This is a genomic window from Virgibacillus subterraneus, from assembly GCF_900110695.1.
Classification (GTDB): Bacteria; Bacillota; Bacilli; order Bacillales; family Amphibacillaceae; genus Lentibacillus; species Lentibacillus subterraneus.
Window position 1 is genome coordinate 995033 of the sequence record NZ_FOEH01000001.1, and the last position, 21448, is coordinate 1016480.

The 21448-nt window shown below is 40.2% G+C and carries 19 protein-coding genes; 18 read left to right on the plus strand and 1 reads right to left on the minus strand.

The window, feature by feature from the left end; translation table 11 throughout:
• Position 1 precedes the first annotated feature (1 nt).
• From BMY13_RS04645 to BMY13_RS04675, 7 genes are all read left to right on the plus strand, one after another.
• A complete protein-coding gene (locus tag BMY13_RS04645) occupies positions 2-1141 on the plus strand; it encodes a dihydrolipoamide acetyltransferase family protein (RefSeq protein WP_175476707.1) in 1140 nt (379 codons plus the stop codon).
• Entirely contained in the window at positions 1142-2557 is a 1416-nt protein-coding gene (locus BMY13_RS04650; RefSeq protein WP_092502893.1) for a dihydrolipoyl dehydrogenase family protein, read from the plus strand.
• A 198-nt stretch (positions 2558-2755) separates the two neighbouring features.
• On the plus strand, positions 2756-4186 hold the full coding sequence (gene nhaC / locus BMY13_RS04655) for a Na+/H+ antiporter NhaC (protein WP_092491853.1): 1431 nt from the start codon (positions 2756-2758) through the stop codon (positions 4184-4186).
• 14 nt (positions 4187-4200) lie between these two features.
• The gene (locus BMY13_RS04660) at positions 4201-4893 is read left to right on the plus strand and encodes a fumarylacetoacetate hydrolase family protein (protein ID WP_092502895.1); all 693 of its coding nucleotides are present in this window, start codon (positions 4201-4203) and stop codon (positions 4891-4893) included.
• The gene (locus tag BMY13_RS04665) at positions 4893-5648 is read left to right on the plus strand and encodes a fumarylacetoacetate hydrolase family protein (protein ID WP_092503441.1); all 756 of its coding nucleotides are present in this window, start codon (positions 4893-4895) and stop codon (positions 5646-5648) included. Before BMY13_RS04660 ends, BMY13_RS04665 begins: the two co-directional genes overlap by 1 nt.
• 17 nt (positions 5649-5665) lie before the next feature.
• Positions 5666-6043, plus strand: coding sequence for a 5-carboxymethyl-2-hydroxymuconate Delta-isomerase (locus BMY13_RS04670; protein WP_092502897.1), 378 nt, complete (start codon positions 5666-5668; stop codon positions 6041-6043).
• Positions 6044-6185: 142 nt separating this feature from the next.
• Positions 6186-6977, plus strand: a complete 792-nt coding sequence (locus BMY13_RS04675; RefSeq protein ID WP_092502899.1) for an SDR family oxidoreductase — start codon at positions 6186-6188, stop codon at positions 6975-6977.
• Position 6978: 1 nt separating this feature from the next.
• Here BMY13_RS04675 and ytaF read toward each other — a convergent pair whose 3' ends face one another.
• Positions 6979-7599, minus strand: coding sequence for a sporulation membrane protein YtaF (ytaF, locus tag BMY13_RS04680; protein ID WP_092502901.1), 621 nt, complete (start codon positions 7597-7599; stop codon positions 6979-6981).
• Between the two features lie 133 nt (positions 7600-7732).
• Here ytaF and BMY13_RS04685 point away from each other — a divergent pair, with 133 nt between their 5' ends.
• From BMY13_RS04685 to BMY13_RS04735, 11 genes are all read left to right on the plus strand, one after another.
• Positions 7733-9892, plus strand: coding sequence for a DNA topoisomerase III (locus BMY13_RS04685; RefSeq protein WP_092502903.1), 2160 nt, complete (start codon positions 7733-7735; stop codon positions 9890-9892).
• A gap of 778 nt (positions 9893-10670) precedes the next feature.
• Positions 10671-12143: a Na+/H+ antiporter NhaC family protein gene (locus BMY13_RS04690; RefSeq protein ID WP_092491859.1), complete on the plus strand. Its 1473-nt coding sequence runs from the start codon at positions 10671-10673 to the stop codon at positions 12141-12143.
• 341 nt (positions 12144-12484) lie between these two features.
• Positions 12485-13273 carry an MBL fold metallo-hydrolase gene (locus BMY13_RS04695; RefSeq protein ID WP_175476708.1) on the plus strand — a complete coding sequence of 263 codons (789 nt, stop codon included), beginning with the start codon at positions 12485-12487 and terminating at the stop codon, positions 13271-13273.
• A gap of 228 nt (positions 13274-13501) precedes the next feature.
• Complete coding sequence (locus BMY13_RS04700) at positions 13502-13846, plus strand: SCP2 sterol-binding domain-containing protein (RefSeq protein WP_092502908.1); 345 nt, start codon at positions 13502-13504, stop codon at positions 13844-13846.
• Positions 13847-13890: 44 nt separating this feature from the next.
• Positions 13891-15033: an acyl-CoA dehydrogenase family protein gene (locus BMY13_RS04705; protein WP_092502910.1), complete on the plus strand. Its 1143-nt coding sequence runs from the start codon at positions 13891-13893 to the stop codon at positions 15031-15033.
• A complete protein-coding gene (locus tag BMY13_RS04710; RefSeq protein WP_092502912.1) occupies positions 15030-16241 on the plus strand; it encodes an acyl-CoA dehydrogenase family protein in 1212 nt (403 codons plus the stop codon). Before BMY13_RS04705 ends, BMY13_RS04710 begins: the two co-directional genes overlap by 4 nt.
• A gap of 14 nt (positions 16242-16255) precedes the next feature.
• Complete coding sequence (locus BMY13_RS04715; protein WP_092502914.1) at positions 16256-17044, plus strand: enoyl-CoA hydratase/isomerase family protein; 789 nt, start codon at positions 16256-16258, stop codon at positions 17042-17044.
• A 35-nt stretch (positions 17045-17079) separates the two neighbouring features.
• Positions 17080-17922, plus strand: coding sequence for an SDR family NAD(P)-dependent oxidoreductase (locus BMY13_RS04720; protein WP_092502915.1), 843 nt, complete (start codon positions 17080-17082; stop codon positions 17920-17922).
• Positions 17923-17936: 14 nt separating this feature from the next.
• Positions 17937-19079 (plus strand): thiolase family protein, encoded by a 1143-nt coding sequence (locus tag BMY13_RS04725; RefSeq protein WP_092502917.1) that lies wholly within the window; start codon positions 17937-17939, stop codon positions 19077-19079.
• Positions 19080-19093: 14 nt separating this feature from the next.
• Positions 19094-19444 (plus strand): SCP2 sterol-binding domain-containing protein, encoded by a 351-nt coding sequence (locus BMY13_RS04730; RefSeq protein WP_092502920.1) that lies wholly within the window; start codon positions 19094-19096, stop codon positions 19442-19444.
• 63 nt (positions 19445-19507) lie between these two features.
• Positions 19508-21364, plus strand: a complete 1857-nt coding sequence (locus tag BMY13_RS04735; RefSeq protein ID WP_092502922.1) for an AMP-dependent synthetase/ligase — start codon at positions 19508-19510, stop codon at positions 21362-21364.
• Positions 21365-21448 lie beyond the last annotated feature (84 nt).

The window sequence follows — 21448 nt, forward strand, 5'->3', positions numbered from 1 at the left end:
CATGATCGAGGTGAAGTTCCACGATATTGGTGAAGGGATGAATGAGGGGGAAATCATTCATTATTTTGTGAATGTGGGTGATGAGGTGAAGGTTGATCAGCCCCTTGTCGAATTGCAAACCGATAAAATGGTCGCCGAAATTCCATCCCCCGCTTCAGGCAAAGTTAATGCAATTCATTTTGAGGCAGGTGAAGTAGTGACGGTGGGGACGAATATCATCGAGATTGATGACGGTAAAAAAGTGTCCCAGGAAAAAACGAATGAGCCTGTGCCAAACAAATATAATCGTGTGCTAGCTGCCCCTTTTACGAGAAAAATTGCACGCGATAACGATGTAGATATTGAACAAATAACTGGTACAGGGCCAGGAGGAAGAGTGACGGAGAAAGATGTTTTTACAGCTATCGAAGGGGACGTAGAGCCGATAGCGGAAAAAGCTGCAGCACCTGAGTCAGACATTATCCCTTATATTGGAATGCGAAAACAAATCGGCGATAAACTAACCGAATCTATCACAACGATTCCACATGTCACACATTTTGATGAGGCAGATTTAACGAATGTAATGGAGTTTCGGAAAGAACTAAAGCAGAAAGGCGAATCTATTTCGGTAGTGGCCTTTTTTCTGAAAGCACTCACTATTGCACTAAAAGAACATCGGATTTTTAATGCGCGACTGAATGAGGAAGAAAATGTCATTCTTCTAGCAAAGAGATATCATATTGGACTTGCGACAAACACAAATAAAGGATTAGTCGCACCTGTTCTTCGTGATGTTGATAAAAAAACAATTCGTGAAATTAATACCGAAATGAAGGCGTTAACGAAAAAGGCACAGGACGGAAAGCTAACATCAGATGAAATGAAGCACGGTACATTTACGGTCAGTAATGTTGGTCCACTTGGCGGAACAGGAGCAACACCGATTATCATTCAGCCGCAAACTGCGATTATGGCATTTCACAAAACAAAAAAAACACCAGTTGTACGTGATGATGATGAAATTGCCATCCGCCAGATGATGACAATGTCACTATCCTTTGATCATCGTGTGGCTGATGGAGTAATGTCGGTTGAATTTACCAATCGGTTCATCGAGTTGATGGAAGAACCGAAAAAGCTATTATTGGAGTTGGTATAAATGGTCGTTGGCGAATTCGCTGAAAAGCGTGACCTTATTATTATCGGTGGAGGCCCCGGTGGATATCAGGCTGCCATTCGTGCTGCCCAACTTGGAAAATCCGTAACGCTAATTGAAAAAGGTTTACTTGGTGGCGTTTGCTTGAACCGAGGGTGTATTCCTTCCAAAGTTTTTACGCATGCAGCCAAGAAGATGGATTCCCTTTCTGTAATGGATAATATGGGGATTAAAACTACTGATCCGATGATAGATTTTGTTCAGTTAAGAAATTATAAAAATCAAGTTGTCGATCGTTTGCGCAGTGGTGTCGAAGGACTTATGGAGGCAAATAAAATTGAAGTAATTTGTGGCGAAGCAAATTTTACCGCTGAAAATAAGATTGGTGTTGCAAATGGGCATCAATTTGATGTATATGAATTTTCTCAGGCAATCGTTGCAACAGGGAGTATGCCAGATTGGGATGTTCGAGATCATGAACGTGTTTTGCTACCTGAGACAGTATATCAGATTGATGAGATACCTGAATCGCTTGTTGTTTATGGAAGTGACTATATCGCTTTAGAGGTCGCGTTCAGTTTTAACAAGCTAGGCTGCAATGTAAAGCTATATCACCACGATACTGAATTTCCGTTTAACGAAACGATTAACCGTGAACTGAGTCGCATTTTGAAAAAGACTAAAATCAAGGTGAATAGCGGGCATAAACTAGATTTCGTGGAACCGGCTTCTAATGAGGTTGAGATTCAATTCTCAAAAGAAGATAAGGTAGAGAAAGAAACAGCTTCACATATTTATATATCTACTAAACAGAAGCCAAACATCAATAACATGGGGGTTGAACGGATAGGAATTACATTAAAGGAAAATGGATTCATTAAAACAGATTACACTACGCAAACTACTCTAGCCAATGTTTTTGCTGTTGGTGATGTCTCAGGGGGACCCTTTAGCGCGGTGAAGGCAATTAAAGAAGGAAAGGTTGCTGCTGAAACGATTGCCGGGATGAAGAGTGAGGTAGATTTAACACTCACCCCAACCGTGGTACATAGCATACCACCGATAGCTGCTGTGGGGTTAACGGAACTTGAAGCACGCAATGCAGGACATTCCGTGATTACGAGCAATTTCTCAATAAGCGGAAATAGCTATGCAATGATCTCAGGTGAGAAGGAAGGTATTGTGACAATTGTAAAAGATGCAGAAACAGATCTTTTACTCGGTATCCATATGATTGGTTCTGGTGCAGTAGAGTTAATCAGTACAGGGGTGACAGCACTTGAGATGGTTGCACGGGAAGAGGATTTAAAATTTCCTTCGTATCCCCATCCAAGTATAAATGAAGGACTTTTGGAAGCGATAGAGGGACTGACTGACATGGCCATACACGTTCCACCAAAAAACAAAAAACACCTATGAAATGAACTTCGGTAATAAAATTATAAAATAGGTAGTTCAAAAAGCCAACAAATGATAACAGGTGAATCTCTTTGTTACTCGGTTTTTTCAGTCCTCACGTATTAAGGGCATACGTTTCGGTCTTCAAAACCAGCGTGTCTCAATCTTCTTGTTTCTGATTTGTTACTTTTTGAACACACAAATAAAGGGGATTTTCATATGTATCGAATAAAAGCAGTTCTGAGACCGTCATTAAGTGAAGCGATTAGTCTTACGATTGCAGTGTTATTGATTATTAGCATGGGAATTATTGTGTTTGAGGCGGCCCCGCACATTCCGCTTGTCATTGCACTTCTGCTTTTAATGGTGTATGGGTTGTCAAAGCGGATATCATATCGCACTTTGGAGGATGGAATTACCGAAGGCGCTAAATCTGGTATGGGAGCAGTATTTCTCTTTTTCTTTATCGGAATATTAATTGCTTCTTGGATGTTGGGTGGTACAATCCCTACATTGATATATGCGGGCTTTGAACTGGTAACACCGAACTTCTTTTTTGCTATTGTGTTTATCGTTACAGGAATTGTCGGTATTTTTGTGGGAAGTTCATTAACAACTGTTGCAACTGTGGGTGTTGCTTTTATCGGTATTGCTTCTGCTGTTGATGTTTCCCTCGCAATCGTGGCTGGTGCTATTGTGTCTGGTGCATTTTTCGGTGATAAAATGTCACCGTTATCCGATACAACTAACATGGCATCATCAACATTGAAGGTTGATTTGTTTGAACATATTCGAAACATGTCATGGACAACGATACCGGTATTTTTAATTACACTTATCATTTTTGCCCTTATTTCCCCGGAGATAACTGCTGCCAATTTTAGTCAAATGGAAACTTTCCAACAGGGGCTGTTCGATACAGGTCTTGTTAAATGGTATAACGGATTAATCCCATTGCTTGTTTTGTTGATTCTTTCGATTATGAAAGTTCCAGCATTATTGACGCTTGCAGCGGGTTCAATTAGTGCAATTGCATTATCTTATGTAAACGGATTCACTCCGCTTAGCGATTTACTAGGGTTGTTATTTGGTGGATATGTTTCCGAAACGGGCATTGAAGCGATAGATTCGTTGCTGACACGAGGCGGATTAAACAGCATGATGTTCACCATTGGGCTAGTGCTACTCGCGTTAAGTATGGGTGGTTTATTATTTAAACTTGGAATTGTTCCGAGGTTACTGGAGTCAATTGAGCATTTATTAAGAAAAGTAGGATCTGTTATCGCAGCATCAGCTTTTACAGCGATTGGAATTAACGTACTTATTGGTGAACAATACTTATCGATTCTGCTAACTGGCGAGTCTTATAGTTCACAATATAACAAAGTAGGGCTAGCGAATAAGAATCTATCAAGAGTAGCTGAAGATGCAGGAACTGTTGTAAACCCGCTTGTACCTTGGAGTGTTTGTGGTGTGTTCATTTCTGGTGTTCTCGGTGTGTCGACATTGGCGTATTTACCGTTTGCATTCTTCTGCCTGCTATCGCCAATTTTGACAATTATATTCGGATTTACTGGTAAAACGTTAACTTTTATTGAAAAAGATCCTGGCAATGAAACAGTGCCTTCTGTTACCGGAATCAACAACTAGTAAGGAGGACATTCATGTATACTGCTAAATTAAAGCAAGTCTATTTCAAGGGTACCATTTATGGTGTGCTTTTCAATTTTCAGGGACAACTTGAGGCAATAGGTAAAGCGTTACAAGAGAAGCCATATAATGAGCCCCCAAAACGACCAGTATTATATATTAAACCGCGAAATACGCTTAACAGTCATCGCAAGCCAGTAGTAATTCCTAAAGGAGAGTCTGAAATTCAAGTAGGCGCTGCGCTCGGGGTTGTTCTTGGAAAAAATGCTACAAATGTATCAGTAAAAGATGCGTTGGATTATGTTGATGGTTATACTGCGGTGAACGATGTTAGTATTCCGCATTATAATTTTTACCGGCCAAATATTAAAAATAAAGTACGTGATGGGTTTTGTCCTGTTGCTCCAATGATTGTAAAGCGCACTGGGGTAGCCAATCCAGACCAATTACAAATCCTTGTTTATGTGAATGGCGAATTGGTTCAGGAAAATAACACGAAAAACCTTGTACGATCGGTGGCGCAGCTTGTGTCCGATGTAAGCGAATTTATGACGTTGCGTAAAGGTGACATGTTGCTTGTCGGTGTCCCGGAAGAAGCGCCACTCGCCAAGGCAGGCGATGAAGTACGGATTGAAATTGATGGTGTCGGTGTTTTGGAAAATAACATCATAAATGAAAAGGATACATTCACTGGAGGTGATTCATGATGAGGCATGCACGCGTTGCTTGTTTCGGTTCGGTACATGACGCAGTTGAAATAGATGGAAGGCTGAAACTCACGGATGGACGCGTAGTTAAACCAGCGGATGTCGTCTGGCTCCCGCCGATTCAGCCGGAAACGATCTTTGCACTTGGACTAAATTATGCGGACCATGCTAACGAAATCAGTTTTAAGGCTCCAAATGAACCATTAGTTTTTTTAAAAGGGCCTAACGCACTTGTTGGACATAATGGGCAATCACGTCGTCCGGTTGATGCGACGCACATGCATTATGAATGCGAGCTTGCTGTCGTCATAAGCGAAACTGCCAGAAATATAAGTTATGACGATGCGTATGATTATGTCGCAGGATATACCATCGCAAATGATTATGTGATTAGGGATTATCTCGAAAACTATTATCGCCCAAATCTAGCAGCGAAAAACAGAGATGATTTGACGCCAATTGGGCCTTATTTCGTTGACAAAGATGATATTTCGTATCCGATGCAGTTGGGTTTGCGAACGTATGTAAATGGTGAATTAAAACAAGAAGGTTCAACGAGGGATATGGTGTTTGATATTCCGTATTTAATTGAATATCTGAGCAGTTTCATGACTCTAAACGAAAGTGATGTTATTTTGACCGGAACGCCAAAGGGTACTGTTCACGTTTACGAAGGTGATGAAGTTGTGACGGAAATTGAGGGCATCGGTGCTCTGAAAAATACAATTGTTGGTGATAGTGTTTTTGCTAGATGAAGGAGGTGGTTCATGAGATGCCGCATATCATTGTTGAATACACGGACAATATAAAGACAGAAGCAGCGATCAATACGCTGTTAAAGAAAATAAATGAGACGCTGATAGCAGAGGGAAGCGTGTTCCCCACAGGAGGGTTGCGCTCTCGGGCGATTGAACTCAAAGATTACTTTATTGCCGATGGTGCTGAAGATGATGCATTTGTTCATGTTACAATGAAGATTGGGCCAGGTCGTTCGACTGAGGTAAAGGAAGCTGTATGTGAGCGGTTGTTTCAAATGATTGAGGAACATTTTTTTGATTTATTTGCGAAACGATATTTGGCACTATCGATGGAACTGTGTGAATTTAATAAAACATATAAAACGAACAATATTCACCATCGGTTTGAATAGATGACCGACCCGAAATCCATAAGAGTGTGGATTTCGGGCTTTAATGGCAGTTAAGAAAGCAAATAATTCTCTCTCATAAGAACTCCTCTAACGATTAGCCAAGCAATTCTAAAACAATTAAATGAAGAGGATGTGAAATAGAATGGATCTTCAACTAAAAGGAAAATCAGTTCTAGTAACAGCTGCCAGCAAAGGTCTGGGAAGAGCAATTGCTACTGAATTTGCTAAAGAGGGAGCGCATGTCTTAATAAGTAGTAGAAGCGAATCTACTCTTTCTAGTACTGTCAAAGATATCCAGCAAGAGACTGGTAATGATAATATTAGTTATATTGTTTGTGATATGAAGAATGCCGAGGAAATCAAGCAGATGGCAAAGCATGCAGTCTCTGTGAATGGGACGATAGATGTTTTAGTTAACAATGCAGGTGGTCCACCAGCCGGAAAATTTGCTGACATGTCAGATGAGGATTGGTACCATGCATTTGAACTGAATTTACTAAGTTTTATTCGAACAACCCGCGAGGTCATTCCTTATATGAAAAAACAGGGGCTTGGTCATATCGTAAATATTGCTTCCTCATCAATAAAGCAAAGTCTGGATAATCTTATTCTGTCCAACACGATGCGACCTGCAATTGTTGGCCTTGCTAAAAGTCTTGCGAGAGAGTTTGCTGAAGATAATATTTTAATAAATACGGTTGGTCCAGGAACAATTGAAACAGATCGCGTGTTGGAGTTAAATCAGAAAAAATCGGATGAACAAGGGGTGTCTGTTGAAGGGGTAAAACAAGAAGCAGTTCAGCAAATACCGATGAAGCGATACGGTAAACCAGATGAATTTGCAAAGGCAATTGTGTTTCTTGCATCTGGTGCCAATACTTATATTACCGGACAGTCACTTATTATTGACGGCGGCCAGGTGAAGGCGTTGTAAATCATAACATATTAGATATCCCTAACATAATCAGCAAAAATGGAGGTAACAGTGCAAATCGTTGCATCCATTTTTTGGTTGCTAAAAAAATTCCTAAACGGACTCCACATAATACGAACACCCCGCTCATAAGGGCTATTGAAACAGCAGTTATGATTGGAGAATAGCCTAGCATAGCAGCTCCAAGACCAGCACCAAAAGCGTCAATTGCCAGCGCAAATCCGAGAAGCAGTGCCTCGTTTGCTGAAATACTCCCAGACTGGTCCAAATCGGCTTGAACGGGCTGTTTCATTACGGTTTTAAAATTGTCCCAAGCTTCATCATTCGAATCCATTTCAGAAGGTGCATCACTTTTGGAACGCGTAACATTATAGAAACAAAATAAACCAATTAAAAGCAGAATAATACCGCCAATCATTTCAGCTATGTCAGGCGTAATAAAGGACCTAAGTATGTTACCAATTGTCATTGATATAAAAACAATTATTCCAGAACAGAACATAATTATACTTAAAGCAAGAAATGGAACACGAATGTGCCGCATTCCATAAGTGATTCCAACTCCAAACCCATCGATACTTACCCCTATAATTAACAGGATTAATCCGGTATAAAAGAGCATCCATATCAATTTCCTTTCTGTACTTATATAAAATATTGTATGGATTTAAAAATGAGTTGTGACCGTCCACAAATTTAGTTTAATTATGGTAAAGTAACATGAGAGAGTTGTTAAATAAGAAAGGATTTTTTAAATGGGCAAAACACTTGTATTAGCTGAGAAACCTTCTGTAGGTAGAGATATTGCCAGAGTGCTGAACTGCAATAAAAAAGGCAATGGCTTCCTTGAAGGATCTAATTATATTGTGACATGGGCACTTGGGCATTTAGTTACCCTGGCTGACCCGGAAGTATACGATGAAAAATTGAAAACATGGCGTTTAGACGATTTACCGATGCTGCCATCGCAGCTGAAGCTGGTTGTAATTAAAAAGTCCGGCAAGCAATTTAACGCGGTGAAAACACAAATGAACAGAAATGATGTGCAGGATATTGTAATTGCGACAGATGCTGGACGTGAAGGTGAATTGGTTGCTAGATGGATCATCGAAAAAGCACGTGTAAAAAAGCCGGTGAAGCGATTATGGATCTCATCTGTTACAGATAAAGCAATTCGTGATGGATTCAAGCAACTTAAGCCTGGAGGAAAATATGAAAACTTATATGCATCAGCAGTGGCACGTTCTGAGGCGGACTGGTATGTAGGTTTGAATGCAACTCGTGCGTTGACAACTAAGTTCAATGCTCAGCTATCCACCGGACGTGTGCAGACGCCGACACTTGCAATAATCGCTGCCAGAGAAAAAGAAATTCGAGAATTCCAGCCACAAAAGTTTTATGGAATTGAAGCAAAAACATCAAACGGCGTTACGCTGACATGGCAGGATCCAAAAAATAACAGCCGGATTTTTTCCAAGGAAAAGGCTGATTCATTACATAATCAGTTGAAAAATAAACCTGCAAAAGTAATCAACATTGATAAATCCTATAAGAAAAAATATGCACCGCAATTGTATGATTTAACGGAACTGCAGCGTGATGCGAACCGTATTTTCGGATATTCTGGAAAACAAACATTATCCCTGATGCAAAAACTATATGAGCAGCATAAGGTACTTACGTATCCACGTACAGATTCAAGAGTTATCTCGACTGATATTGTTCCAACATTGAAAGAGCGCGTTAAGGCTTGTGGTGTAGATGAGTATGCGCAATTTGCTAATAAAGTGATGAAGCGCGAATGGAAGCTGCCAAAATCAGTTGTCGATAATTCAAAAGTTTCAGATCACCATGCGATTATCCCGACAGAGCAACCGGTCATCCTAGCAGAATTAAATGATAAGGAACGTAAAATTTATGACCTTGTTGTAAAGCGGTTTTTGGCTGTGCTGGCTGATCCATATGAATACGAGCAAACAACAATTGAAGTAAAAATTGATAATGAACGATTCACAACTAAAGGGAACATTGTTAAGAAATTAGGATGGAAAGAAATTTATCAGGAAAATAACACTTCAGAACAGCAGTTACCAGCTATCCAACAAGGAGAATCGTTTTCCAATGTAAAAATGACGCAGACGAGTGGTGAGACAAAACCGCCCGAACGATTCACAGAAGGCGGATTACTGCAAGCAATGGAAAATCCCGTCCGTTATATGAGCTCTGATGAGAAGCACTTAGCAAAGACAATTAGCGAAGTTGGCGGCCTTGGAACCGTTGCGACAAGGGCTGATATTATTGAAAAGCTATTTAATAATCAGTTGATGGAAATGCGTGGAAAATACATTTTTATAACATCAAAAGGTCGACAGCTGCTTGATCTTGTCCCTGAAGACCTGCAATCACCAGCTCTTACAGCGGAATGGGAGAATAAACTCGGACAAATTGCTGAAGGAAAGCTTGATAAAGACCGTTTCATCAAAGAAATGAAGAGCTATGCCAGAGAAGTTGTACAACAAATTAAAAACAGTGATGAAACGTTCAAGCACGATAATATGACAGGGACGAAATGTCCTGACTGCGGGAAATTAATGCTGGAAATTAAGAATAAGAATGGACGCATGCTTGTCTGCCAAGATCGCTCATGCGGACACAAAAAGAATATTGCTAAGCATACCAATGCCAGATGTCCAAATTGTCATAAGCGTTTAGAGCTTCGTGGTGAAGGTGAAGGGAAAATGTTCATCTGTAAATGTGGTCACCGGGAAAAATTATCAGCTTTCAATAAGCGTAAAGAAAAAGAGAAGAAGCATAAAGTCTCCAAAAAAGATGTGAATAAATACTTGAAAAAGCAGGACGACGATGGTTTTAAAAATAATGCACTGGCTGATGCGTTGTCTAAGTTAAAAGAATAAGTTTTCTAAAAGAGGCTGGGCCAAAAGTGTTTTGTCAAAGTAAAATCCGAACTATGATTCAAAATTCTTGAAATAAATTTGAGTTAGTTCGGATTTATTTTGCAGTTAAGAAACTATAACTACTTTCTTACTGCATAAGTGCCAAAAAGGCTTGGTGAATGTCTAGTTTTCTAATGGTGCTGTTTAGATATAAACTGCGAACTCAACTAGGTCTCATAACCGCGATGAGTGACCGTTGCACGCTATTTGGAATGCGTTCCGGTTCTCATAACCTTGATGAAGACACATTTTACGCTATTTGAACAGTGTTCGTGTTCTCATAACCTTGATGAGTGAGCCCATGGCTAGTAAGCTTGAGCTGATGTTGCATTGGTACCGGTGTGGTGCATAAAAAAGTTTTCACTGTATCGCATTTTATATCATCTTCGTATTAGATCAACCATTGAAAATGAACGCTCTAAACATCCTATCCTGTTATTATACTTCTTTAATGTGGGAAGTCTTAGTTATTTCCCTGTCTCTTATATTACTAATCGTTTCTCTACTGGATTTGGTGGCATTATTTTTGAAATTAATTTTTAAAGATAATGACACTTTTTCCGAATGACGTACGATTATAGGAATAAGCCCCCTCGTATGAAAAATTTGAGTGGGATTATATCTTTTTATCTATTCATACATTTCAAAACTTATGGTAGACTTGTATGCAAGCTTAGAAGTTATATTTCTATAGCCTTTCTAAAAGCATTTATAAATAACTTTGTTTGGGGGAAGAAACATGTCAGATAACGAAGAATTGGAAAAAGCAACTGGAGACAAAACGATTCAAAAACTGGACTTTAGACTCGGGGCAGTCGGGGCAGCCATACCTTTATTGTTCTTTGTAGTTTGGGCTATTTCGATCAGTGTACTTCAGCTTTCGTCCGAAGTTGGGCTGGTTATGGGTGCGGTTATTGGTCTGACTCTTGGTTTACTTTTTTGTAGAAGTAAGTGGGAAGATTATGCACAGGGTTTATTTGATGGGCTAGCACAGCCAGTTGGTGTTATTGCAATGGTAGCATGGTTTTATGCAGGTATGTTCGCACAGGTGTTACAGGCTGGTGGACTAGTAGAAGGACTTGTATGGATTGGAGCTATAACCGGACTTACTGGTGGTTTATTCGTTGCTTTAACCTTCTTATTGGCAGCAACATTTTCAACTGCTGTTGGTACAGGTTATGGAACAACAGTTGCATTTTGTACATTGATGTATCCAGCTGGTGTTGCGGTTGGAGCAGATCCTGTATTCATGTTTGCGGCAATTTTGGCTGGGGCAGTATTTGGTGATAACCTTGCACCAGTTTCTGATACAACAATCGTATCAGCGACAACACAGGATGCTGATGTACCTGGAGTTGTGCGCAGTCGTTTTAAATATGCGGTTGTGGCGGCAGTGCCAGCAGTTATTTTGTTCGCAATCTTTGGCGGTGGCGGTCAAACACAGGCTGATCAGGGTGCACTTGACGCTATGATTGAATCGACAACCCCTGGTGGACTTATCATGCTCGCTCCGTTTGCGCTCGTACTTATATTAGCTTTGTCAGGACATCATCTATTAACATCACTAACATGGGGAATTATTTCTTCTATTCCACTTATTGTTCTATCAGGATTAGGAACTTTTGGTGATATAATAAGTTTTAATCCTGATTCAGATACCATTGTTGAGGGTGCACTGGTAAGCGGGTTGACTGGCTATTTTAATATGGCGATTCTTATCCTGTTAATTGTAGCCGCAGCTCACTTGTTAAAATTAGGTGGTACAATGGATGCAATAACGAAAGGCTTAATTAAGTGGATTAAAAATTCAGTTCGCAAAGCCGAGTTTGCTATTTGGGGTATCGTTGCATTACTAAATAGTGCTATTACAATTAATACTGCAGCAGAGATTGCAGCTGCACCATTTGTTAAAGAATTAGGAACAAAATATCAAATTCACCGTTACCGCATGGCTAATATGCTTGATGCTGTAACATCTGCATTAGGATATATCTTTCCTTGGGGTGCGCCAGTGTTATTGGGCTGGTCTACTATTAAAACAATGCAAGGTCAGTATGATTGGCTACCTATCGTTGAGCCGACTGCTGTGTTTCCGTTTGTTTTCCAAGGCTGGTTCCTGGTAATCGTGATGCTTATTGCAGCACTAACCGGCTGGGGACTTCGTTTCCAAGGGAAAAATGGGGAAGAACTAAAAGAAAGACCTCGTGATTAATTTCATAATAACTATTGGAATGAAGGACTTAACCGTCCTTCATTCTTTTTTAAGCAGTTAAGAAAATAGTTATACTTTCTTAACCACGAACTAAATCCGGCTCCCGAAATACATGGAGGCTCCCGCGGCTAAGAAGATACTACGAAAGCGATAGCTGAGTATATATCGGAGCGGTGTCATGGCACTCTAGTATATTTCTGCGCTTGGATTAGCTCTAATCATATTATAGATGGAATGAAATCACACAGCTTCAATAGATGACTTGAACCCTTCATTTCACGGGATAGAAATTTCACTTGGATTTATGTTTAATGGAGAATGAAGGGAATAAGGAGAGAACTATGAAAAAGATAAACTATGAGGAGTTAAACATTCAAAAAATTGCAGTTCATCCATTCTATCGAATGATGAAAGTATATTTATATTTTGTTGATGGTGTACTTGTTGACACTGGTCCAAGTGTGCAGCGGAGAAATCTCATTCGTGCGTTTAGGTCATGGGATATTCGGCAGGTTGCTATAACACATTGTCATGAGGACCATATTGGGATGCTACAATGGGTTGCTAATAATTTTTCTGTGAATATTTATAGTCATACAAAAGCAGTTCCTACCTTAAATAAACAAGTGAAAATACCTTGGTACCGAGGGTTACTCTCTAGTCACCGTTATGATAGTAAGGTAATCCCATACCCTGACACTATCCAGACATCTAAGTTTGAGTTCCTTCCAATAGAAACTCCTGGTCATTCTTCAGATCATGTATGTCTCTTGGAACCAAATAAGGGATGGCTGTTTTCTGGTGATTTTTATGTGACGCCTTATCCAAAGGTATTTTCAAAGGGTGAGTCAATTGCTTCCTATATTGATTCACTGCAAAAGCTTGGTCAATACAATTTTAAGACTGTACTTTGTGCTCATGAGGGTGTGGTTCCCAATGGGAAAGAAATGATGGAGCGGAAACTCGATTATTTACAATCCACTAGATATAAAGTAATTCAGTTACACCAAAAGGGATATACCGATAAGGAAATTATCAAATTTATGTTTCCAGAAAAAGTTAAATTAGAGTTAATGTCTTTTGGTTCGTTCACCCGTCTTAATTTCATACGATCCTGTTATCAAGAGTGAATTGTATTCTTACAATTTGCTCTTTTTTAGCAGTTAAGAAAACTGTATAAGTGAAATAAGGCTTATTCGCTAAAAAAACAGTCTTATTATTTTATCTGTTTGCAGTCCGTACAAAGGTAGTATCTCTTTAAAACGGAAATTAAGAACCCGACATAATAAGGAATATATTTTATTTTCATTTAGGTCTACGCTTTTTACATACTATTTATTCTTTAAGGAGGATGCTAAATGGCAGAATTACAAGAGATTTTTAAGGAGATTGATTCGGCAATAAAAGATGATCCAAGACGTGCAAAAGGGATGAAAGCAATTTATCAGTTTAATTTAAACGGAGATGAATCAGGCACATACCATATCGTATTTAATGATGATGATTGTTACGCCGCAGAAGGTGAGATAGAGGATGCTGATTGTACAATGAATATGTTCACGGATGATTTTAAGAAAATGGTTGATGGAAAGTTAAATGGCACACAAGCATTTATGACAGGACGATTGAAAATCAAAGGAAATATGGGACTCGCGTTAAAATTGCAGGATATTCTCGCGTCATATAATCAGGCAGCGAAATAAATGTTCACTCCTGATATGTTAAAGCAAAAAAAGGAGGAGCCTATGTGATTTCGTTTCGCCCGACAGAAGAGGAAACATCTTTTATCGAAGTGGCCAAAAATATTGCAAAAGATAAAATTCGTCCGATTGCACGCGAATGCGAACAAAACCGTCATGTTGATAAAAACCTGATTAACGAATTAGCAGAACTGGGTTTTTTATCGCTGGAGTTACCTGAATATTTTGAAGGGTTAGAATTACCGTTAATTACACAAGTGCAATTAGTTCAAGCGCTCAGTTATGGGGATCTCGATGTTGTTCAAGGGTTACCAGGCGCTAATGATGCAGCTTCTATAATACGTATTCTTCCGGAGAGTACAGTTACGAACTTAACAAAAGATGTGCAAATCAATCATGGAACTGCAGCTTTTGTAAACACTGTCAATACCGATGAAGTTAGAGAGGACCGATTATTTATTACAGAAGAAGCTGATGGGTATATCCTACAGGGAACTTCACAACCAGTTCGAATGGCGTCCTTTGCTGAATATATGATAGTTGCAGCGAAAAATTCACAAGGGAAAAGTGTTATTCTCTGGTTAGATAATCACAATCATTGGACGGTTGAACAAGGTGATTACCGCCTAGGGTTACTTGCTTCTGGACTTGGGCGGTTTTCTTTTGATGGTGTATATATTCCCAAAAACTGTGTGGTGGCAGAAGGTTATACAGCCGATGATTTACTTAGACAGGTTCGTACACGGATTCGAATATTACAGGCGGCAAAAGAAGTCGGTTTAATGGAGGCTGCACTTGATTATGTTACAGAGTACACGGCGGAACGGAAAGCATTTGGTCAAGTAATTGCAAAGTTTCAAGGGGTGTCGTTTCGAATCGCTTCAATGGCAATGGAAACAAGAATTTCGAATCACCTTGTAAAAGAAGCTGCTATTAAAGCAGATGAACAGGGTTCAGAGTCAGATGGATTAGCTTCTCGGGCGTTATATCGTGCCCATCGTTCTGTTCGTTATATTACGGATTCAGCAGTTCAATTGCTTGGAGGGCATGGCTTTGTGCAAGAATTCCCTGTAGAGAAATGGATGCGGGATGCTCAAGCACAGGTTTCCTTGTATGGAAGGGAAAAGGATTTACTTTTTCAGCGTGGTGAACAAATTATCGCTGGTACAAAAGAAGGAGCATTGCAATGATTTCGTTTGAGTTATCGGAGCAGCAAAAGCAAATTAAGGAAATGACTCATTGGTTTGCGGCTAATGAAATACGGCCAATTGCAATGAAAGCAGAAAAAATGGAAAGAGTTCCTGATGATTGGCTCGACAATGTAAACAGAATGGGTATCCACTTAAACACATCATCTTTCAGTGAAAATAGTACCCAAAAAACGTCAGCTAAGGACTCTAAAAAAGAACGGGAAGGAAACCGTATGGGTGTTTTAGCAACAGAGGAAATGGCCTGGGGAGATCCTGCTGTTACATTATCACTTCCTGGAGCAGGTCTAGGTGGACCTCCTGTGGAAAGTAGTGGAACACCTGAGCAAAAAAAGCGCTTTTTATCTATTTTTACAAAAGATAAACCGAGATGGGGAGCATATGCTTTAACAGAGCCTGAGGCAGGTTCGGATGCGTCAGGCATTCGAACAACAGCAAAGAAAGTTGCAGGCGGTTATATCTTAAACGGCCAAAAAATATTTATTACGAATGGTGAACGCGCTTCATGGGTTGTTGTGTTTGCAACGGTTGATGCTTCACGTGGACGTGCTGGCCAACGTGCATTTGTGGTCGAAAAGGGAACATCAGGTTTCAGCTGTACACGACTAGCAAAGAAAATGGGACTGCGAGCAAATGAAACAGCAGAACTTTTACTAGAAGATTGCTTTGTCCCACAAGAAAATTTACTTGGGGGAGAACAAGTTTACGAAACGAGTAATTCTAAACAAACAGGATTCCAGGTAGCTATGAAAACATTTGACAGTACACGACCAATTGTCGCTGCAATGGCAATCGGGATAGCGCGTGCAGCCTATGAATATACATTGGATATTGTACAACGAGACTATCCGAAACAGGGCAGGTATTTTCTGCTAGCATCTGAAATTCTAGCAGAAGTTGAACAGGATATTGCAGCAGCACGGCTGTTAACATGGGAAGCTGCATGGAAAGCTGATTTGGGTTTAGCCAATGCGAAAGAAGCAGCAATGTGTAAAGCTTATTCTGGGAAAATGTCGCTTGATGTGTGTTCAAAATGCCTGGAACTTTTAGGTCCTGACGGGCTAGATGGCCATCCAGTTGAAAAATTATACCGTGATGTGAAAGTGTTCGATATTTTTGAAGGAACAAACCAAGTACAACACCTTGTGATAGCACGTCGTCAATATGCTCCATATGGAATAAAAGTATAGTGAGGAGTGGTATTGTGTCCTATCAAACTATTAAAATAGATAAACGGAACAAGGGGGTCACATGGATCACCATAGATAATCCCCCCGTTAACGCCATTGGAGAAGAATTAATGGAAGAACTTGAATCCGCAGTGGATGAACTAACCGAAGATAATTCGGTTCGAGTGGTCGTTCTTACTTCCAACCACGAGAAAATATTCCTAGCCGGAGCAGATTTAAAAGGAATGATACAACAAAGTACTAATGATGAATCGGAAAATACGATTGCCAGACAAAGCGCACGAATGCAAGCATGTTTTCATCGCTTCGCTACAATGCCTAAACCAGTAATTGCAGCAATCAATGGTCATGCACTCGGAGGTGGTTGTGAACTGGCGATGGCATGCGATTTTCGTTTTATGGGAAAAGGGCGAATCGGATTAACCGAATTATCGCTTGGTCTCATCCCAGGTGCAGGTGGGACCCAGAGAATGATGCGATTATTGGGGCGGGCAAAGGCTATGGAGTTGATTTTCACTGCAAAACAGTTAGAAGCGAAGGAAGCAGAAGAAGCAGGCCTTATTAATCATGCTGCTATACCTGATGAACTGAAAGCGGATACAACTGCGTTTGCTGAAAAGCTGGCAGAAGGAGCTGTGCATGCAATGGGACTCGCTAAACATGCAATTAATGCAGCAGAAGGGTCGATAGAAGAAGGATTTGAAGTGGAAGCAACTGCATTTGCTGATACGTTTTTGACAGAGGAACCAAGTATCGGGCTTGCAGCATTTTTTCAAAAAGAAAAGGCGCGATTCCTTAACTAAATAGAATGTAAGGTTTTAGAAAAGGTGGGATCTATTTGTCATCCTGGAATGAAATGTTAAAAGGGAAAGTAGCTGTCGTAACAGGAGCGTCACGTGGCTTGGGTCGTGCAGACGCACTTGCCTTGGCTGAAGCTGGAGCAGATGTTGTTATTACAGACATTTTAATCGAATCAGATGAAACTAGTGAACAGGAGGCGGAGCGATTTGGTCCGATTGCACAGGTCATGCAAAGCACAAAGGTAATGTACGCTGATCAAACTGCAAAGGAAATCCAGGCAATGGGAAGGCAATCGTTTGCTGTGAAAATGGATGTAACGGATCGTAATCAAATTAAAGAAGTATTCGCTAAAGTAAAAGAAGAGTTTGGCAGGATCGACATTCTTGTGAATAATGCTGGTACGTTAGACCACGTGTCACAAATTGAAAATCAAAATGATGATCTATGGGATCGTGATCTAACTGTTAACCTGACAGGCTCTTACAATTGTACAAAGGCGGTGTGGCCATATATGAAAGAACAGCAATTTGGCCGGATTATTAATATGTCTTCTGTCGCTGGAACGCTTGGTGGTTTTGGCCAGGCAAGCTATTCTGCCACAAAGGGTGGTCTTTTAAGCTTAACAAAAAGCATGGCATTGGAAGGAGCGAAATACGGTATTAACGTCAATGCGATAGTGCCTGGGATTATCGGGACAGAGGCATTTAATATGGGAAATGCAAAAATGAATGATCGAATGATTGACCGGACAGCATTAAAACGTGCTGGCGAGCCAGAAGATATCGCCAATGCCATCACCTTTTTGGTATCAGATAAAGCAAATTATATTACTGGAATCGGTATGAACGTGTCTGGCGGCATTGAACTATTCACATATTGATTAGGGGGGTTACTATGACAGAAGCAGTTATAGTTGATGCAATCCGAACAGCTGCAGGTCGTAAAAAAGGTATGTTAATACAAACACATCCTGTCGATATACTCGCACCGATTCTTAAAGAGCTTGTAAATCGAAGTGGTGTAGATGCAAATGAGGTAGACGATGTTGTAACAGGATGTGTCACTATGACTAGTGAACAAGGCGGGAATATTGGACGTATGGCAGTGCTTGCTGCCGGATTCCCTGTTGAAGTTCCCGCTTATTCACTAAATCGGATGTGCGGATCGAGCCAGCAAGCCATTCACAATGCTGCGCAGACAATATTGGCAGGGGATGCAGATATTACGATTGCATGTGGTGTTGAAAATATGTCGCGCGTCTCGATGGGAAGTGATATGGGGAGTTTCAGCAGTGAACTAGTTGATCGTTTTAACATTGTCCCACAAGGATTTTCGGCTGAAATGATTGCAGAAAAATGGGCACTCTCCCGTGAAGAGTTGGATGAACTGTCATTAGAAAGTCACCGACGGGCTGCAGAATCTGCAGATAACGGTGATTTCGAACGGGAAATCTTACCTATTAATGTAAAAAAAGAAAATGGGGAAGAGACCTTTTACCAAGATGAAGGGATACGAAGAACCACTTCTATGGATAAGTTAGCTAGTTTGACTCCTTCATTTCAACCTGATGGTGGTGTTGTTACTGCTGGAAATTCAAGTCAAGTGAGTGATGGTGCAGCAGGTCTGCTGCTTATGTCCAGGGAGAAAGCCATGCAATTAGGGGTAAAACCAAGAGCGCGAATCATTGCTCGTGCAGTTGTCGGAGAGGATCCTGTCCTTATGCTGACAGGTGTTATTCCGGCTACACGAAAGGTATTAAAAAAGGCAGGGTTAAACCTGGAGCAGATAGATGCTATTGAAATAAACGAAGCATTTGCATCCGTTGTAAAGGCGTGGGAAAGGGAATTGAATCCAGATATGAGCAAAGTGAATGCCCGTGGTGGTGCAATTGCCCTAGGTCATCCTCTAGGTGCGAGTGGTGCCAAGCTTACGACAACATTACTTCATAGATTAGAAGACAAGAATGGTAAATATGGTCTTCAAGTTATGTGTATCGGATTCGGAATGGCAACTGCGACAATAATAGAACGGTTATAAAAGGAGGACTTTATATGTCGGAGTTAGTAAAGCCTAGCTCAGTGGAAGTGTTCGAAATGATTGATGCAGCGTTGAAATATAATCTATCGGCCACGCAAGGGAAGGAGGGGATATATCAATTCAATTTGCAGGGGGATGATGGCGGAACATACCAAATGATAATTGATGAAGCTGGTTCACGTATTGCTCAAGGCGAAGAATATGAGGCACAAGTTACATTGACGATTGATAGTGATGATTTCAGAGAGATGGTTGCCGGGACCCTGAATCCAACTGCAGCATTTATGAGTGGAAAGTTGAAAATTAATGGAAATATGGGGCTTGCTTTAAAACTGCAAACAGTGCTTAATTCATTTTCGTTTTAGAATGGGTGTTTTTTGAAAGTTGGCGAGATCATGTGAATGGGAGAAAAAACGGGGAGGGTTCTCATGAAACCGAATAATTTACTGGAAATGCTTCATAGAACAGTTGAAAGATTTCCAGAAAAAGATGCATTGTTATGGAAGGAAAGTGGGACATATCAGCATATCACATATCAGAAGTTTTGGAATCGAATTTACGATGCTGCATCGGGACTAAATCACCTTGGCATAGGAGAAAATGACAAAGTTGCTATTTTATCTAATAGTAATCCAATGTGGGGGATTACAGACTTCGCAGCAGCAAGTTTAAGGGCGGTAAGTGTACCTGTTTATCCAACTTTGCCGTCTGAACAGGTTGCATATATTATAAAGAATGCCGATGTTAGAACAGTCGTTGTTGAAAATGAAGAACAACGAGATAAAGTTTTAGCTGGGGATGCTAATGTGGAAAACATAATTACGATGTACCCTGGTGAGAGCTTCTCTTCAACAGAATCAAATTTATCATTTTTTAAATTAGAAAAAACAGGAGAAGAAAACAGAATCCCAGACTGGGAAGAAAGATGGCAAAAGATAAATCGTGATCAGCTGACAACCATTATCCATACTTCTGGAACGACAGGTAAACCAAATGGTGTAATGCTATCCCATGGTAATTTTCTGTCAAATATGGAGGCAGTTCAATTTTGGCTGATTGAATTGCTGCCAGAGGATCTTACGCTGTCCTATTTACCGTTATCACATGTGTTCGAACGTATGGCAGGTTATTATATGCCTTTATCAGTCGGTACAACGATTGCTTATGCTGAGAGTATTGATACAATTCAGGAGAATCTAAAGGAAATTAGCCCAACGGTTTTGACGAGCGTCCCGAGATTGTTTGAGAAAGTGTATGCAAAGGTGCTTGATGAAATTGATAATGGGACTCCAATTAAACAAAAAGTTTTCAATTGGGCGATTAATATTGGTATAGAGCGATATGAAAGATACCTGAACGCTCCTGTAAATGAGTTGATTCTGGGAGAGGTTATGCCGAGCGATTTTATGCGGAAATGGAAAATTGCTGAACGACTTGTTTATCAAAAGGTAAAGAAAGAGCTAGGTGGCAGAATTCGTGGCATGGTTTCTGGTGGTGGAACGCTAAACCCTGATGTTGCACGATTTTTCTGGGCAATTGATTTACCGATATTAGAAGGATATGGGCTTACTGAAACTTCTCCAGTTATTACCACAAATCCGATGGTACGTGCTAAAGTGGGGACAGTTGGAAAGGTAATGCCGAATTTGGATGTTCGTATAGCAGCTGATGGAGAAGTGCTTGTTAGAGGACCAAGTGTGATGAAAGGGTATTATAATAATGAAGAAGCAACAGCAAACGCGTTTGAAGATGATTGGCTATACACGGGAGATATTGGGGAACTTGATGAAGATAACTACTTAAAAATAATCGATCGGAAAAAGCGAATTCTTGTCTTATCTACTGGAAAAAATGTTGCACCACAAGTAATCGAAAATGCTGTCAGTGAAAACATTTTTATTGAGCAATCCCTTGTCATTGGTGATCAGCGGAAGTACATTATCTGTCTGGTTAACCCTGATTTTGAAACCTTATTACCATGGGCGAAACAAAACGGTATCCGTTCAGAGTCACTAGATGAAATTTGCCGTCATAAGATTGTCAAGGACCTAATTGAAGACAAAGTAAAAGAACATACAAAAGACCTTGCTGAATATGAAAAACCTAAAAAGGTAGTTATTATTGGTGAGCAGTGGACAGTCGAAACCGGTGAATTGACCCCCAAGTTATCTATGCGAGTCAATGTTATAGAAAATAAGTATAAGAATATAATTGAAGAATTATATGCAGAGGATCGTCCGACAAATTCACAAATGGAAACTGGTGCAACAGCAGGAAATGCATAAGATTAGAAAACTTGGCTTTCTTAGAATACCTTATACTCTGAAGTGCAAACCTATTTGGCGAAAGCCTTAGTTACAATTATGCAG